Genomic DNA, 17,241 nt, shown 5'->3' on the forward strand with positions numbered 1-17,241 from the left:
CCGATTTACTCCAGGAAACTATCGCCGGACAGAATGCGATCCCATAGCTGTTTGCGCTTGGAGGAATCCTCCACCGGCTCCAGCCAGATAATCTTGTCCTCACCATGACCGGGGAATCGCGTAATCGTGTTGGCGAGCCCATGAACTCTGGAAAGGCGTTCACTGACGCTTTTTTCCAGCGTGTAATTGACCCAAGCCTCTGCAAGCTTGCGATTACGGCTGCCACGTGTCATGGCCCAGCAATCCAGCCAAGCCAGCGCGCCCTCCTGTGGGATCGCGTAGCCGACATCGGCACCTTCATCGCGCAAGGCTTTTAATTGCTGCGATCCGTAATTGGCATAGACCAGCACAATATCGTTTTCGGTAAACAGCTTCACGACCTCTTGCGGGGAGGAATAAAACGTCAGGACATTCCGGCGCAAGGCAATCAGTTTTCTGGTGGCGAGCGCGAACCCGTTCTTGTCCAGACTGAATGGATCGGGTGCGCCGGTCTGCATCGCGGCAATCGTAAAATTGTGACTGCTGCCGTTATACGCCAGGACGCGGCCGCGGTATGCCGGATCCCAGAGTGTAGATATCGAGCGCGGTATTTCCTTGACCTTCTTTCGATCGTAAATCAGCCCCATGTCGGAATAGGTATACGGAATCGCGTAAACTTTTCCCTGGTGCATCACGCCCGGTATGGCGGAAAGATTCTTGAAACGTTCCAGCTGATGTGCGCGATTCGGAAGATTTTCCAGATTGAAGGGTACGCTCAGACCGCGATCGATATAACGCTGCAGCTCTGCCGTATTGACGGCAAACACATCATAGTCGGCAGCGTTGTTCCTATTGATTTTTTCCCACAGATCATCGTCGGAATTGACCAGGATGACATCCACATCGACCTGGTAGCGCTTTTCGAAAGCCTCTACTATCTCCGGGTCCGCGTAACCGTCCCAGGCTATGACACGCAGTTTCTCGCGCGCACCAGCCAGCGATGGATACATGCAACCAATGGAAATAAACAGCACGCAGATAAGCCGCCAATGAAGCTGAAAGTTCATCACCACCTTTACCGGTATGCGGAACGCAAGAAGTGACAATAACAGATTTTTTTGCGACGCCGATAGCGGAATGGCGCGCTGTCAGGCCAAAAGACTGGCAATAATATGAACGATTACGAGATCTTACGAAGCAAGATCGATGATTTCGGTAATCGCCATCGCAGCAACATCATGCAGTTTTTCGTTATGCGGCATGCTGAGATCGATCAGTTCCATGATGCGCGAATAGCTGGAATCGACCATCACTTCGAAACCGTCCTCGTTCTTGCGGCGGATGCCAAACTTGACACGTTTGCGTTGTTCCGCGGATAGCTTGCCCAGCAGGTTCTTGGTCGCCCATATCGCGCCGCTGCGCGCAAAATCGCTGAGGCGCGCGGTATGGTTGATGGTATCTCCCAGCACCGTGAATTCGACCTTGGTATCAACATGGAACACGCCCAGCCATTCCAGCCCCTCGTTGATGCCTGTGTTCAGGTAAAGCTCGTGCGTCCAGTTCTTGCGCAATTGCCATTCCTTGCTGATGCGACGCATGGCCTCCTTGATTTCCTGAGCGCAGGTCAACGCATTGAGAATGTAGTTGCAATCGGGCTGCGGGAGGAAGTAATACACCATGCCGTCGCCGACGTGCTTGCCGTGAGTACCGTAATACTTGCGAAAAATCGGCTCCATGGTCGCCCAGATTTCGTTGATCAGCTCGAAATACTCGTCCGCTGGCAACTCGGTACAGATACGCACGGAATTCTGCAGGTCCGCCACCAGCACCGCGACATCGGTCAGTACCGGCAGACGCCTTTTCAGCAGATTGCGGATGACTTCGTCACGGCGCTCGAGCAGGCCAAGCAAGTTGTCGTCTCCCAGCGCGGGGGCATACACGAAGAGTATCCCTTCGCGGTAATACGATGCATGGACGGAATATTCGACGCGCTCGCCGGAGGGGGCTTGCAGCGACAAGGGCAGTTTGACCAGCGAGCCGGTCGGATAAACGTCCGCCTGCGATTGGGAAGAAGATGCCAGCGTTTGTGCCTGCTGCGTCAAGAACCCCATCAAATCATTGCGCGTCAGCCGCCCGCGCCCCAGCATCAGGTGGATCTGTACCAACGCCTCGCGATTGGCCGCCGCGCTCCCGTACATGCCCTTCAGCAAATAAACCAGCGCGTTGCGCTCCTTGATATCGCTGGGAAGCCGCTCAAAGCCGCCCAGCAATTCATTGCGCGCATCATCGTTGTACCAGGTGATTTCAAAGTTGTAGTTCACCATGTAGGCCGGAAAAGGAATCTGATCGATGGTGAATCGCTGGTTTCCGGCCATGCCCGGCACGCTGCGCATCGGCTCCGGCGCGGATTCACGCCTTTCGCCTGATGACTGTGCCGCAAGATCCTCGGGTGCCGCCATCGCGGACTGCGGATTTTCGGCCTGCAGGCGACGTGCAATCTCCGTCATTTGCAGGCCCTGTTTTTTGAGTTTCTGGATTTGAGCGATGCGTGAAACCGCATCGTCGGGGAAATAGCCGATTTGCCGCGCCCGAGTCATGGCCTCCGCGCCAGGATTCTTCACTACCGGCCTGGGTAACAGGCCCAGGGAGATGTAGTTATTAAGCGTTGCCCGGGATATCCCGGCAGCTTCTAGCAATTCCAGACTGGTCAGCATTATTAGACTGTCCAATTAACAAAGACAGTTCAAATCATATCTGAACAGATTTAAAAATCAATAGCTATTTATAAATTAATAGTCTATTTCTTGCGAGCCAGAAACTGCCCGACCAAATCCGACGCGCGGCCTGTTAAATCCTTAGATATACAGTCCAAATAATTAACCTCCCTCATGCTTCTTAACCAAGTCATCTGGCGTTTGGCTAGCTGCCTAGTGGCGGCAATGCCTTTCTCTCTTAGCTCTGTACTGTCTAAATTACCTTCAGTAAACTCCCAGACTTGCCGATAACCGACACAGCGCATGGAAGGCATGGACAGACTTAAGGAATATGTTTTGCGCAAGTGCCTGACTTCATCTACCAGCCCTTGCTTCAGCATGGCTTCGAACCGATCCGCGATACGCGCATGCAGGACTGCGCGATCCGATGGCAACAGCGCCAGCTTCATCAAGCGATATGGAAGCGACGGTTGCCCGATAGTTTTGGAAAAGTGCTGCGACATCGGCACGCCGGTCAATTTGTACACTTCAAGAGCGCGCTGTATGCGCTGTGCGTCAGCAGGCTCAAGGCGAGCCGCTGCTTCAGGGTCAATTTTGGACAGTTCAAAATGGAGCGCAGGCCATCCGTGTATTTCCGCTTGCTCTTCCAACTGTTTACGCAGTTCAGGATCGGCCTGAGGCAAGTCGCTCAGCCCTCCTTCCAGCGCCTTGAAATACAGCATCGTCCCGCCTACCAGCAGAGGGACTTTGCCGCGCGCGGTAATATCCGCCATCAAGCGCAGCGCGTCATTGCAAAATTGAGCTGCGGAATAAGCCTCGGTCGGAGAAATAATGTCGATGAGATGGTGCGGCGCACGCGCAAGAGTTGCGGCGTCCGGCTTGGCGGTGCCGATATTCATGTCCCGATACACCAGCGCCGAATCGACACTGATCAGTTCAACAGGAAAGCGTTGGGCAAGCTCTACCGCCAAGCCCGTTTTACCGCTGGCGGTCGGGCCCATCAGGAAAATCGCAGGCGGTAACTGATCGGGGCTAACTATAGGGGTGGCGGAGCTCATCGATGCAAACGCGTTTATGAAAACGCGAAAGTTTAACGCACGATGGAAATTCCGATACGAAATTGATCGCTTTTACGGTCGTTGTAATTCAGCAGCGTTTCTCCATATCCGGAAAAGTACTGGAAGTGGATGAAGCTGCCGATATTGGAGAACACCTCCGTGCCCAGCGGGTAGGAGGCATCGATCTGTGCCGTCGCGTAGCCTGCCGTACCCTGCAGATAATTTGCGGTGAATTTCCAGCCATCATCCCGGCCGTATTGAGCAGCCCAATTCACGAAGCCGCGATAACGCTGGATGTCGGGGTTCTCTTCCTTGTCGAGATAGGCCCGGATGCGTGGATTGAAGCTCAGCACACTGCCATCGGCAAACTTCTTCTGCCATCTCGGTTCGAAAAACAGGGTGTCGATGCTGCGCGAGTCCTCATCTTCCCGGCCGTTGGATTCGTGTTCATATCCCGCCTTCCAGGTTTGCGGCATCCACTCCCGGCCTTCGAGTTTTCCCTGCCAGAACAGCGAAGGGCGATAGCTAGTATCGCGAAATGGCTTGGAGTCTTCCCCCAGATCCCAGAACGAATTCTGGGTATAGCCGAAATACATGCCCTTCAGAAATGGCGCCAGTTTGACGATCGCACCGTCGGGCGAAAAGAGGCGATAGTTGAAGCTGAGCTGAAAGCGCGCGTCGCCCTCTCCTCCCATCAGAAAATACATGGGCTCGTTGACGGACAACGCGGGCAATTCGGCATCCTCCAACACCACGGTCTGCTGTGCGGTTGCCTCACCCTCCGACTCGCCAAGCCTGGGTGCCAGATTGATCGGCTGAGTCGCTGTCAGCGGTTCCAGCGTGACTGTGGATTCGGAGGTTACCAGCGCAAGCCGGTTTGATTCAACATCCACAAGCTCCACCCGCACGATGCCCGTAACCTCCGCATCCAGCTTGCCGCTATATAGCCGCCGCAAACTGCCCGCCGGCGCATCGGCCGCGGCTGCCAGAGGAAATCGGACCTCCGACCCGTTGGCGGTAATCAGCCGTAGATGCAGCACAGCTGGCCATATTGATTTCTCCGAAGGCCGAATCACCTGCAACTCGACTGTCTGGCCCGTCCTGATCGATTCGGACTGGCTGGCAATGAGCCATCCTCCCGAATCCGCCGCCAGAACCGGCAACGGTATGGCATACAACAGAAACACAAGCGACACCCTGACGAGGTTTTTCATGTAAAGCTCCTTTTATCTCTTAGGGTGTCTTTTTGCGCTAGAGTTTTTCCAGATGCAGCATGGTCTTGATCACGCTGTCCGGATTGAGGGAAATACTGTCGATGCCCTCCCTGACCAGAAACTCCGCGAACTCCGGGTAATCGCTCGGCGCCTGGCCGCAAATCCCGATCTTGCGGCCTTTCTTCCTGGCCGCGCGTATCACCTGCGAAATCAATGCCTTCACCGCCGGATTACGCTCGTCGAAAATCGGCGCGACGATTTCGGAATCGCGATCAAGGCCTAGCGTCAGTTGCGTAAGGTCGTTGGAGCCGATGGAGAATCCGTCGAAAATCTCGGCGAACTCCTCAGCAAGAATCACGTTGCTGGGGATCTCGCACATCACGTACACCTCCAACCCGTTCTCTCCGCGCTTGAGGCCGAATTCCGCCATGGTCTCCAACACCTTTTCCCCTTCTGCAATCGTGCGGCAGAAAGGAATCATCATCTTGACGTTGGTCAGCCCCATGCCGTCGCGCACGCGCTTGATGGCTGCGCATTCGAGACCGAAAGCCGGCTTGTACCGCGGATGCGAATAGCGGGAAGCACCGCGAAAGCCCAGCATCGGGTTTTCTTCGCTGGGCTCATAGTGTTGCCCACCCAGGAGATTGGCATATTCGTTGGTTTTGAAATCGCTCATGCGCACGATCACGTCATTCGGATAAAACGCCGCGCCGATGGTGGCAATGCCGCGTGACAGCTTGTCGATAAAGTACTCGCGCTTGTCCTGGTAGCCGTGCGTCTGCTCTTCGATGGCATGCTTGAGACGGTGGTCGCGCAGGTGCTCGTAATCGACCAGCGCCATCGGGTGAATGGCGATGTCGTGGTTGATGATGAACTCCATGCGCGCGAGACCTACGCCCTGGTTGGGAATCTTGGCCAGTGCCAGCGCCTGCGCGGGGTCGGCCACATTCATCATGACCTTAACCGGCGGCTGCGGCAGTTTGTCCAGATTGAAGGTTTGCACCTCGAACGGCAACGCGCCTTCGTACACGATGCCCTGCTCGCCCTCGGCGCAGTTCATCGTGATGGGCATGCCGTCCGCCAAGCGGTGCGAACCATCGCCGGTGCCGACGATGGCCGGCACGCCGAGCTCACGCGAAACGATGGCCGCGTGGCAGGTGCGCCCGCCCTGGTCGGTGATGATGCCCTTGGACTTGCGCATGATCGGTTCCCAGTCCGGATCAGTGCGCTCGGTGACAAGAATGTCGCCAGCCACGAATTGGTTGATGTCCGCGACCGACCGTATGACCCTGGTGCGCCCGGAAGAAATCTTTTCGCCAACGGCGGTGCCGGTCAGCAGAATCTTGCCGCGCTTCTCGAGCCTGTACTCCGTGTATGTCAGGCCATTGTTTTGCCCGTGGATCGTCTCCGGCCGCGCCTGCACAATGAACAGCTCACCGGTCTCGCCATCCTTGGCCCACTCCATGTCCATCGGCGTCCAGCCGCCATGCAGCTGGGAGTAATGCTCTTCGATAATGATCGCGTAACGCGCCAATTGGAGCACCTCTTCATCACTGATGCTGAACCGGTCGCGCAAGGCAGGATCGACAGACACCGTCGCCGTCTTGCCGCCGTGTTCGTAGATCATGCGCGTGGCTTTTTCGCCCAGCTTCTTTTTCAGGATGGGATGAAAGCCATTGGTCAGCGTTGGCTTGAATACCAGGAATTCGTCAGGCGTCACACTGCCCTGCACGAGGGGTTCGCCCAGACCATAGGCGGCGTTGATGAGCACCACGTCCTTGAATCCGCTTTCGGTATCGATGGAGAACATCACACCGGAAGTTGCCAGATCGGAGCGCACCATTTTCTGCACACCAATGGACAGCGCCACATCCATGTGGTCAAAGCCGTTGGCATTGCGGTAGGAAATCGCACGATCGGTAAAGAGCGAGGCATAGCACTCCTTCACTGCATGCAGCAGTTGGGCCTCGCCATTGATATTAAGAAAGGTTTCCTGCTGACCGGCGAAACTGGCGTTAGGCAAGTCTTCCGCTGTCGCCGAGCTGCGCACGGCAACGTCGACATCCTTGCGCCCGTAATCGGCGCTCAGCCTGGCATAAGCCGCGAGAACCGCCTTTTCGAGGTCTTCGGGCAAAGGGGCCCCCAGCAGCAATTCGCGCAGGCTTTCGCCGGTTTCCTGCAAAGTACGCACATCGCTCTGGCTATTGACCCGCGATAACAGCATACGCATCCGGTCGCGCAGGTTGCTCTTGTCGATGAAATGCCAATAAGCCTCGGCGGTCAGCGCAAATCCGTTGGGAATCTTGACGCCGCGTCCGGTCAGCGTTTGATACATCTCCCCCAGCGATGCATTCTTGCCGCCCACGCGCGGCAAATCGTCGAGACGTATCTGCTCGAACCAAAGGACGTGCTCCATGTAACTGCTCCTTACAAAAAAGTTTGTATTATTTGCATCGGCCTATCGAATCCGCCGCGCACATCCTGCCATCCGTCCATACCGCTTCGCCAAGCTGCGCCCCCGTCAAATCCGCACCCTCGAGTCTGGCCTGTGTCAGGTTGGCCCGCCGCAAATCAGCATGGCTCAGGTTTGTTCCCTTGAAACTGGTGCCGACGAGCTCTGCACCGTTCAGATCGGCACCGACCAGCAGCGTATCGTCTTTCATGCACCCGCTCCAGTTGACGCCCTTGCTTGCGGGCGCCTCGCAATCGCTGGCTTTTATCTGCAGCCCGACCTTGATCGGAGTAACCGGCTGGTAAAACAGCAGAAACAATATGGCAATCCCGATAAATATGCCGATGGACAGCCAGACGAAACCATAGCGCTGCCCATGCTGGCGCAGCCAGGTATCGAATTCGCCGCGCCATTCGCGATACGCATGCTGCTCCATGGTTTCGGGGGCCTGCCGACGATCATGGCCGGCACGGTTATCCTGGCCCTCCGGCAAGACGATAACGGGCTTGGCGGCGCGAGGGTCGGGCGACTTGCGATCATCCAGCCAGCGCAACACAGCCTTGGCTCTTTCCTCGGTCCACTCGGGGTCCGCTTCCTTGGCACCACCCTTCAATTGCAGCATGTTCCGCACCCCGGCGGCCAGCTCAGGAACGTCGTCGGCCAATTGCCAATAGCGGCCATCCTGGCTCACCTCATCCTGCTCGCTGATACGGCCCAGAATGATGAAACGGCAAATCAGCGACTCAGGAAATGGCCCGCTAACTTTATCGCCTTGTTTTAAATACCAAAGACGGTATATTTCCATCGGAATGACATCATAATGTTGGCATACTCAAGAAGATTTCCTAGCCTCATGGGACAAGCTTGCCTAATGGTATCAACTTTTATACCTAATGTAGGGACATGCCTACCCCAAATGAAAATAAGGGATTAGGGTTGCAGTAGTGGGCAATTCATTGGAGAATCCAGCCATTCTTACGTTCTATGCCAATAACCAGCAAGGGCCCCATAAATGAATTTGATCGTCGGCATTATCATCCTGTTTGGTTGCGTTCTGGGTGGTTATGTAATGCACCACGGTCAACTGGGAGCCCTGTATCAGCCCACTGAACTTCTTATTATCGGCGGCGGCGCGTTTGGAGCATTTTTTATTGCTCACCCCCTCCCCATCATCAAAAAGGCCTTTGCTTCGGTTCTCAGCTTGCTGAAAGGTTCCTCGTACAACAAGACCAAGTACATGGAGCTGCTGGCACTGATGTACGCTTTATTCACAAAAATTCGCAAGGACGGCCTCATCGCGCTGGAAGCCGACATCGAAAACCCCGATTCCAGCCCCATTTTCAGCCAGTATCCGGGCGTTACCTCGAATCATCACGTGCTCGACTTCATCTGCGATTATTTCCGGCTGATGGTCGGCGGCAGCATGAACGCCTTCGAAATCGAAAATCTGATGGATGTCGAAATGGAAACCCATCATGAAGACGTGCACAAGCCTATCGGCGCCGTACAAGGTGCGGCAGACGCGTTGCCGGCCTTCGGTATTATCGCGGCGGTGTTGGGGGTGGTGATCACCATGGGCGCCATCGGCGGCCCGCCGGAAGAACTCGGTCGCAATGTCGGCGCGGCTCTGGTAGGGACCATGCTGGGTATTCTTCTGGCTTACGGGATGGTTGGACCGATTGGAACCGCACTTAACCATCGAGCGGAAGAGGAAGCCAAGTACTACAGTTGCATCAAGACCTGCATCATTGCTTACCTTAACGGCTACGCACCGCAGGTTGCCGTCGAGTTCGGCCGGAAAGTCCTGCCTTCCGGAGTACGCCCCGGCTTCCTTGAGCTTGAAGAACACGTCAAGCAGAAGAAATAACACTTCCTTATACTTTTCACAGGTAAGTTGCCGCCGCCATGGCTGAAGACACCAAGCCGATTATCGTTAAAAAAATCAAGAAAGGCGGCCACGGCCATCATGGCGGTGCGTGGAAGATCGCTTACGCCGACTTCGTGACCGCGATGATGGCGTTCTTCCTGCTGATGTGGCTGCTGGGCAGTACTACCAAGGAAGAAAAGCAGGCAATTTCCGATTATTTCCAGAACCCCAGTCCCATCTCGGGCCCGGGTGGCGCCAGCACCAGCATGATCAAGATCGGTGGCGGCAAGGATGTGACCTACTCCGAAGGCGATACCAAGCGCGGATCCAATCCCGAAGACAAGGCGGGAAAAACGGAAGAGACAAAACCGGAAGTCGGACAAATCACGCAAACCGACAAGGAGCGTTTGATCCAGTTGAAGAAAGAGCTGGAAGAGGCGATCGACGCCAGCGAAGCGCTCAAGCCTTTCAAGGAGCAACTGCTGCTGGAGCTCACCAAGGAAGGGCTGCGCATCCAGATCGTCGACAAGGAAAACCGTCCGATGTTCTCCAGCGGCAGTTCGACTCTACAGCCCTATGCCGCGCAAATCCTGCGCGAAATCGGCCAGGTTATCAATCATGTACCGAACCGCATCAGCCTTTCCGGCCATACTGACGCCACACCTTACGGCGGCTCATCGCAGTTCTACAGTAACTGGGAACTCTCGGCCGACCGGGCCAACGCGTCTCGCCGTGCATTGAACAGCGGCGGCATGAGTGAGGAAAAAGTCGCGCGTGTGGTCGGCCTTTCCTCGGCGGTATTGTTCGACAAGGCGAATCCGCTGAATCCGATCAATCGCCGCATCAGCATCATCGTACTCAACAAGGAAACCGAGGACGCTATCCTGCACGACGAAGGAAAGCTCGACCAGACCACAATCGAGGCTCAGAAGCTGTCGGAAGCGGCAAAACCGGAACCTGTTGCACAGACACCGGCTGCCGCTCCCGCTGGCGTATCCGATATCCGCCCCAATATTCAGCCGATTCAACCCGGCAATAAACCCGCGCCCTCGTCCTCCGCTACAGCCGCCGCATCAGCTGCCTCCGCAGCGGCTGAGGCAGCAGCCAGACGCTAATCCGTCAACAATCGTTTGACCGGCGCGTAACTTTTGCGATGCACCGGCGATACGCCGTGCAGTTCAAGCAATGCAAGATGTTCGGCAGTGGAATAGCCTTTGTGACGGGAAAATCCGTATTGAGGGTGTTCCAGATCGAGGCGGCACATTTCCGCATCCCGCGCCGTCTTGGCAAGTATGGATGCAGCCCCGATGGATAAAACGGTGCTATCGCCATTGACCACCGCAGTTGCCGGATAAGCAATGCTGGGACACTGCAAACCATCGACCAGCACCTGATGCGGTGCATGGGACAAGCCTTCAACCGCTCGTTTCATTGCCAGCAAGGTGGCTTGCAGGATATTGATCCTGTCGATTTCCTCTACCGTGGCAAAGGCAACACACCATGCGATCGCATTCAATTTGATGGCTGCCGCCAGCACATCGCGCTTCTTCTCGGTAAGCGTTTTCGAGTCGGCGATCCCATCAATGGGCTTCGCCGGATCGAGAATGACCGCTGCCGCGTACACAGGCCCCGCCAGCGGCCCCCTGCCCGCTTCATCCACGCCACAGATATGAAGAAGCTGTTGTTTCATCGGCGCAGCATGCCCAGGATCGCCTGCGCCGCTTTCTCTTCGGTATTCTGGCGCAGGGTATGATGTATTTTCAGGAATTCGCTATGGATTTCTTCGCGCTTGGCCTTGTCGCTGACGAGCTTAAGCACAACCTCCGTCAGTTTTTCCGGAGTCGCATCGTTTTGCAGCAATTCCGGCACCACTGATTTTTCGGCAAGTATGTTGGGCAAGCCGACATACGGCAGATAGTTCATGTGCCGCAATATCTGCCAGCTCAACGGCGACATGCGATAGGTAATCACCATGGGGCGCTTCAGCAACGCAGCCTCCAGCGTTGCGGTGCCAGAAGCCACGATCACCGCATCCGCCGCCTCCATCGCCAAGTGAGAATGGCCGAACAAGATCGAAATCGGCAAGACATCGGCTTCATGCCTGGAAATGGCTGCCTGGAATTTCCAGCGCGTCTCTTTTGAAACCACGGGAACCAGGAAATGTGCGTTTGGCATTTGCTTGTGGATGCGCAATGCCGTTCGCACGAAAAGATCGGCCATGTATTCCAGCTCGCTCTGCCTGCTTCCTGGCAGCAAAGCGATTACCAGCCTATCCCTGGGCAATTTGAGTTCTTGCTGCGCAGCAGCCTGGTCAGGTTCCAGCGGAAGTACGTCCGCCAGCGGGTGGCCGACATAGGTAACGGGCACACCCGCTTTTTCGTATAAAGGCACTTCGAATGGGAACAGCGCCAGAATCCGCGATGCCGCGCGTTTGATCTTGCCCATGCGGCCCTTGCGCCAGGCCCAGATAGAGGGGCTGACGTAATGCACCGTCTGAATACCCAGCATTTTTAATTGGCGTTCCAGCCCAAGATTGAAATCCGGAGCATCGATACCGATGAACAGGTCCGGCGGATTCTTCTTGAAGTGGGCCAGTAGTTGGCGACGAATACGCAGCAGCCCGACCAGATGCTTCAGCACCTCGAAATAGCCTCGTACTGCCAGCCTTTCCATGGGAAACAATGCAACCGCGCCTTCGGCCTGCATCTTCGGTCCGGCTATGCCAACAAACTCGATATCCGGGCGCTGTTTTTTAAGCGCTCGAATCAGGTGACTGCCGAGCAGATCGCCGGATGCTTCGCCGGCCACGATTCCAATGACTGCCATGAGAGGTTAACGGACAATGCCGCGAGTAGAGGTATCGAGAAACTCCAGCAGGATACCGATTTCAGGGCATTCCTTAAGCTGTTCGGCAAGCTGCGCCTTGGCTTCTTCGAGGGTAAAACCGGACTTGTACAGCGTCTTGTAAGCTCGCTTGAGCTGCAGCATTGCTTCTGGAGTAAAGCCGCGCCGCTTCAGGCCTTCGGAATTGATGCCGTGCGGCTTGGCATCGTAACCTGCAGCGGTGACATAAGGCGGAACATCCTTGAAGATGACCGAGCCCACGGCGGTAATGACATGCGAGCCGATCTTGCAGAACTGATGAATAAGCGTAAAACCGCCCAGGATGGCGTAATCATGCACAATCACATGGCCAGCCAATGACGAATTGTTCGCGAAAATCGTATTGTTGCCGATCTGGCAGTCGTGAGCGATATGGACATAAGCCATCACCCAATTATTGTTGCCGAGGCGTGTCGCCCCGGCATCCTGTATCGTCCCGCGATTGAACGTGCAGTACTCGCGGATGGTGTTGCCGTCGCCGATCTCGAGCGTCGTCGGCTCGCCTGCGTATTTCTTGTCCTGTGGCTCCTCGCCCAGCGAACAGAAATGAAAAATACGGTTATCGCGCCCGATTGTGGTCGGTCCCTGAATCACTACGTGGTTACCGATGCGCGTGCCGCTGCCGATGCGCACATCTGCGCCAATGACCGAATAAGCGCCGATTTCCACATCGGGGGCAATCTCGGCCTTGGGGTCGATAATTGCGGTGGAATGAATCACTTGATGACCTTTAGCGTGCAAAGCAACTCTGCCTCGGCCACGACTTCATCGTTGACCAGCGCCTGTCCGGAATATTTCCAGATACCGCGCATGATGCGGTCGATCTTGACCTTGAGGATCAGCTGATCGCCGGGAGAAACAGGCTTCTTGAAGCGCACATTGTCGATGCCGGCAAAATAATACACCGAGTCGTCGGAAGGCTTGCGGCCCATGGTCTTGAACGACAGCACCGCTGCCGCCTGGGCCATGGCTTCGACGATCAGGACTCCCGGCATGACGGGATGATAAGGGAAATGCCCCGGGAAAAACGGCTCGTTTATGGTCACGTTCTTGATCGCGACAATTTCTTTTTCCAGCTCAAGCGAAACCACACGATCCAGCAGCAGGAACGGGTAACGGTGAGGCAGATGTTCGAGTATCTCGTGGATTTCCATGCTGCTCATTTCTTTTCCTTCTTTAAGGCCTCAAGTTCATTTTCCATCTGAGCGAGACGCGTCCACATATCGTCCAGATGGCGCAGGTGCGCCGCCGTTTTCAGCCATTTATCGTGCGACTGAAAAGGCATGAGCGCAGTATAAGTATCCGCCTTGGCAAGCGAACGCGTAATCATGCTGCCGGGCGAAATGGTCACCCCGTCGGCAATTTCAAGATGTCCCAGGATCATTGCCGCCCCACCGATACGGCAGTGGCGACCAATGCGGGCGCTACCGGCAATGCCCACGCAACCGGCAATCACGCTATGCGCGCCAATGCGGCAATTGTGGCCGATCTGGATCAGGTTATCCAGCTTGACACCCTCTTCGATGACGGTGTCATCCAAAGCCCCGCGGTCGATGGCCGTATTGACGCCGATCTCGACATCATCGGCAATTATCACACGTCCGACCTGGGGGATTTTTACCCATTTTCCGTCCGCCTCGGCATATCCGAAACCATCGGCACCGATGACCACGCCCGAGCTCAATACGCAGTTTTTCCCCAGTTCGCATCCGGCATAAATGGTCACGTTGGCATGCAGGCAGGAGTTATCCCCTATGTGCACATAATCGCCAATGACCGAGCCGGGGCCGATCACCACGTTTTCGCCGATGCGCGCATGGCGGCCGACATAACAATGTGCAGCAATCGAAACCGATTCGGGAACGCTTGCCGTAGGGTCGATCACCGCAGTCGCATGTACGCCACGCTCCGCAGCCATGACCGGGTTAAGCAGGGATGAAACGCGGGCAAAATAGGCGTATGGATTTTCGGTAACGATACGCGGCAAGGAGGTAGCATCGCGTGCCTCGTTGCCGACGATAATCGCCGATGCCCCGGTTGTAGCAAGCAGGGAGCGATACTTGGAATCGGAAAGAAAGCTGAGATCGCCCGCTTTTGCACTCGCCAGCGAAGCCATGCGAGAGACGGTTACCTCGCCGTCGCCCAATACCTCTCCACCCAGCTGCGCCGCGATTTCCCGCAGGGAATAGCTGACACGCATGTTAAAAAGAATTACTTCTTGCCGAGCGACTTGAGGACCTTGTCGGTAATATCGACCTTCTTGCTGGCAAACGCGACGCCGCTATAAACCACAAGATCGTACCCTTCGGCTTCAGCTACCGAGGTAACCGCCTTGTTGATGCGATCCTGCAATACGGAAAGCTCTTCGTTCTTGCGCAGGTTGATGTCTTCACGGAGTTCGCGTTGCTTGCGCTGGAATTCGAGCTTGTTGTTCGCAACATCACGCTCCTTGTTACGGCGTTCGGTTTCGGACATGGTGAGACCGTCCTTGTCCAGAGATGCCTCCTGGTCGCGAATCTGCTTTTGCATGCGCTCAAGCTCCTGCGTGCGCGGACTGAACTCGCGCTCCAGCTTCTTTCCGCTTTCGGAGGTCTGCGGTGCTTCCTGCAAAATCTTGTCCACTTGCACGTAACCCACTTTCAACTCGGCTGCCGACACTGCAACTGCAGATAGCGACAAACTGGCAACCAATAAGAATTTCATCATTTTATTCAATTGACTTCTCCTGACTTTCATCCTGTTTCGTTAAAACTGCGAGCCCAACTGGAATTGCAGCACTTCTGTCTTGTCGCCTTCCTGCTCGTTCAATGGCTTGGCCAATACCAGCTTGATCGGACCGAACGGGGAATACCAGCTTACGCCGACGCCGGTGGAGTAGCGAAGACAATCGCTTGCGCCATCGCAATTTCCCTCAATATTGGTGCCGCCGCTCTGCCCCCAGACCGAGCCCGCATCGAGAAACGCGCTCAAACGGAACTGCTTGGAGTCCTTGATAAACGGAACCGGGAAAAACAGCTCCGCATTGGCAACAACCCGCTTGGTACCACCGACGGCGAAATCGTCGCCTGTAGAGGAATCGATGTCGCGCGGGCCAATTGCACTGGTTTCATAACCGCGCACCGAGTTCACGCCGCCGGCATAAAAACTCTTGAAGAACGGAAAATCCTGGCTGCCATAGCTGGCACCATAACCTAATTCGCCATTCAGCATCAGCGTCACATTTTTCGTGACATCCTTGTACCAGGTGTGTTGGTAGTTGATCTTGTAGTACTCCTGGTCCAGCCCTGGCAATCCGACTTCTCCAGACAGCTTTTGCAGAACGCCTTTATTCGGGAAGAGAATATTATCGCGTGTGTCGTGCGTCCAGCCGGAATCGAGACGAAGTGTAGTATTGTCGCATCCCGATGTACTGTCGCAATAATCCTTGTAACGATCCGGGCTGTCCGATTCAAGATCGATACTGGTGTAGTCGAGCGTCAGGCCCATGCTGAACGTATCACGCTCGTTCAACGGAATACCAAAGCGGACACCCGCACCGTAAGATGCCGTGCTGTAGCTACCGACATCCAGCGAACTGGAGTCTACGTCCTTGCGATAAAGATCAAACCCGCGACTCACACCATCGGGAGTGAAATAAGGGTCGGTATAGGAAAGCGAGTATGTCGTATTCACCTTGCCGGTGTTCACCTGCGCACTGACCCGATTACCGGTACCGAGGAAGTTGGCCTGGTTCACGGTCACGCCGAACACCACACCTTCGGAACTGGATAAACCCGCACCGAACATCACGCTACCGGTGGATTTTTCCGTCACGTCGAGATTGACGTCTACTTGGTCGGCCGTACCGGGAACGGCAGGCGTTTCGATATTCACTTCTTCAAAATAATTCAGGCGTTCCAGGCGTTGCTTGGAGCGATTGATCTTGTCGGCGGCATACCAGCCGGATTCCAGCTGACGCATTTCGCGGCGCAACACTTCGTCGCGGGTACGGGTATTGCCCGTGAGGTTGATGCGACGCACATAGACGCGACGACCCGGATCGACAAAGAAGGTAAAGGCAACCGTATGCTTTTCCTTATCCACTTCGGGGACGGCATTGACGTTGGCAAATGCGTAACCGTCATTTCCCAGACGATCGCCAATGGCCTTGCTGGATGAAGTCAGCTTCTCGCGATTGAAAATCTCGCCAGGCTGCAGAGTGATCAACGTCCGCAGCTCGTCCTCAGGCACCAGCATTTCGCCTGCCATCTTGACATCGGTAACGGTGTATTTCTCACCTTCGCTGATGTTGACCGTAATATAGATATCGCGTTTATCCGGCGTAATGGAGACCTGTGTCGACTCGACATTGAACTCAAGGTAACCCTGGTTCATATAAAAAGAACGCAAGGCCTCCAGATCGGCCGTCAGGCGCTGCTTGGAGTATTGGTCGTCCTTGGTCCACCAGCTCATCCAATTGGGCGTGGTCAGCGTGAATTGTTCCAGCAGGTCGCTGTCCTCAAATACCTGATTCCCAACGATGTTGATGGAACGAATCTTGGAAACCGCACCTTCTTCGATATCGAAGCGCACCGCAACGCGGTTTCGTTCCAGCGGATTCACCACGGCCTTGACTGTCGCGCCGTATTTACCCTGGCTCAGGTATTGGCGTTTAATTTCCTGCTCTGCCTTGTCCAGCATGGAGCGGTCGAAAATCATGCCCTCCGACAAGCCGATCTGTTTCAGGCCCTCTTTCATCTTGTCGCTGGGAAAAGCCTTGTTGCCGGTGAACTCGATCTGGGCAATGGCCGGGCGCTCCTGCACTGTCACAACCAGCACACCGCCTTCCTGCTCCAGCCGCACATCCTTAAAGAACCCCGTGCCATACAAAGCCTTGATGGCTTGCGCAGCACGCTGATCATCTATGGTTTCACCGACTTTCACCGGCAGATAGTTGAATACCGTACCGGCTTCGGTACGCTGGATGCCTTCAACCCGGATATCCTTGACTACAAATGGTTCCATTGCGGAAGAGGATGTTGCGTACAACCCGAGAACCAGTAACGGGATATGCCGGAGCTTGAGCTTCATTATT

Annotated in this window: 15 protein-coding genes; 2 read left to right on the forward strand and 13 right to left on the reverse strand. The window is 55.4% G+C overall.

The window, feature by feature from the left end; genetic code table 11:
* Positions 1-5: 5 nt before the first annotated feature.
* From A7976_RS01345 to A7976_RS01370, 6 genes are all read right to left on the reverse strand, one after another.
* On the reverse strand, positions 6-1,046 hold the full coding sequence (locus A7976_RS01345; protein WP_067106011.1) for an extracellular solute-binding protein: 1,041 nt from the start codon (positions 1,044-1,046) through the stop codon (positions 6-8).
* A gap of 123 nt (positions 1,047-1,169) precedes the next feature.
* Positions 1,170-2,693, reverse strand: coding sequence for an adenylate/guanylate cyclase domain-containing protein (locus A7976_RS01350; protein ID WP_082877916.1), 1,524 nt, complete (start codon positions 2,691-2,693; stop codon positions 1,170-1,172).
* An 83-nt stretch (positions 2,694-2,776) separates the two neighbouring features.
* Positions 2,777-3,751: a tRNA (adenosine(37)-N6)-dimethylallyltransferase MiaA gene (gene miaA / locus A7976_RS01355; RefSeq protein ID WP_082877917.1), complete on the reverse strand. Its 975-nt coding sequence runs from the start codon at positions 3,749-3,751 to the stop codon at positions 2,777-2,779.
* A gap of 32 nt (positions 3,752-3,783) precedes the next feature.
* Positions 3,784-4,965, reverse strand: coding sequence for a phospholipase A (locus tag A7976_RS01360; protein WP_067106017.1), 1,182 nt, complete (start codon positions 4,963-4,965; stop codon positions 3,784-3,786).
* Positions 4,966-5,002: 37 nt separating this feature from the next.
* On the reverse strand, positions 5,003-7,381 hold the full coding sequence (gene ppsA, locus A7976_RS01365; protein ID WP_067106019.1) for a phosphoenolpyruvate synthase: 2,379 nt from the start codon (positions 7,379-7,381) through the stop codon (positions 5,003-5,005).
* 28 nt (positions 7,382-7,409) lie between these two features.
* A complete protein-coding gene (locus tag A7976_RS01370; RefSeq protein WP_067106021.1) occupies positions 7,410-8,222 on the reverse strand; it encodes a pentapeptide repeat-containing protein in 813 nt (270 codons plus the stop codon).
* 207 nt (positions 8,223-8,429) lie between these two features.
* On the opposite strand from A7976_RS01370, the gene motA reads away from it, so the two are divergent.
* Both motA and motB read left to right on the forward strand, forming a co-directional pair.
* Positions 8,430-9,284 carry a flagellar motor stator protein MotA gene (motA, locus tag A7976_RS01375; RefSeq protein ID WP_067106023.1) on the forward strand — a complete coding sequence of 285 codons (855 nt, stop codon included), beginning with the start codon at positions 8,430-8,432 and terminating at the stop codon, positions 9,282-9,284.
* A gap of 38 nt (positions 9,285-9,322) precedes the next feature.
* Complete coding sequence (gene motB, locus A7976_RS01380) at positions 9,323-10,399, forward strand: flagellar motor protein MotB (protein WP_067106025.1); 1,077 nt, start codon at positions 9,323-9,325, stop codon at positions 10,397-10,399.
* Here motB and rnhB read toward each other — a convergent pair.
* From rnhB to bamA, 7 genes are read right to left on the reverse strand one after another with little or no spacing between them, the layout of a single operon-like run.
* A complete protein-coding gene (gene rnhB / locus A7976_RS01385; RefSeq protein ID WP_067106027.1) occupies positions 10,396-10,974 on the reverse strand; it encodes a ribonuclease HII in 579 nt (192 codons plus the stop codon). The two genes, motB and rnhB, sit on opposite strands and share 4 nt — an antisense overlap.
* Positions 10,971-12,110 (reverse strand): lipid-A-disaccharide synthase, encoded by a 1,140-nt coding sequence (gene lpxB, locus A7976_RS01390; RefSeq protein WP_067106029.1) that lies wholly within the window; start codon positions 12,108-12,110, stop codon positions 10,971-10,973. Before lpxB ends, rnhB begins: the two co-directional genes overlap by 4 nt.
* 6 nt (positions 12,111-12,116) lie before the next feature.
* A complete protein-coding gene (gene lpxA / locus A7976_RS01395) occupies positions 12,117-12,887 on the reverse strand; it encodes an acyl-ACP--UDP-N-acetylglucosamine O-acyltransferase (RefSeq protein ID WP_067106031.1) in 771 nt (256 codons plus the stop codon).
* On the reverse strand, positions 12,884-13,330 hold the full coding sequence (gene fabZ / locus A7976_RS01400; RefSeq protein ID WP_067106033.1) for a 3-hydroxyacyl-ACP dehydratase FabZ: 447 nt from the start codon (positions 13,328-13,330) through the stop codon (positions 12,884-12,886). Before fabZ ends, lpxA begins: the two co-directional genes overlap by 4 nt.
* A complete protein-coding gene (lpxD, locus tag A7976_RS01405; RefSeq protein ID WP_067106034.1) occupies positions 13,327-14,367 on the reverse strand; it encodes a UDP-3-O-(3-hydroxymyristoyl)glucosamine N-acyltransferase in 1,041 nt (346 codons plus the stop codon). The genes fabZ and lpxD overlap by 4 nt, the downstream gene beginning before the upstream one ends.
* An 11-nt stretch (positions 14,368-14,378) precedes the next feature.
* Positions 14,379-14,873 (reverse strand): OmpH family outer membrane protein, encoded by a 495-nt coding sequence (locus tag A7976_RS01410; RefSeq protein WP_240483784.1) that lies wholly within the window; start codon positions 14,871-14,873, stop codon positions 14,379-14,381.
* 39 nt (positions 14,874-14,912) lie between these two features.
* Positions 14,913-17,237, reverse strand: coding sequence for an outer membrane protein assembly factor BamA (gene bamA, locus A7976_RS01415; RefSeq protein ID WP_067106038.1), 2,325 nt, complete (start codon positions 17,235-17,237; stop codon positions 14,913-14,915).
* Between the last annotated feature and the right edge of the window lie 4 nt (positions 17,238-17,241).

Origin of the sequence: Methylobacillus sp. MM3 (genome assembly GCF_001645185.1) — a bacterium.
Lineage (GTDB): Bacteria > Pseudomonadota > Gammaproteobacteria > Burkholderiales > Methylophilaceae > MM2.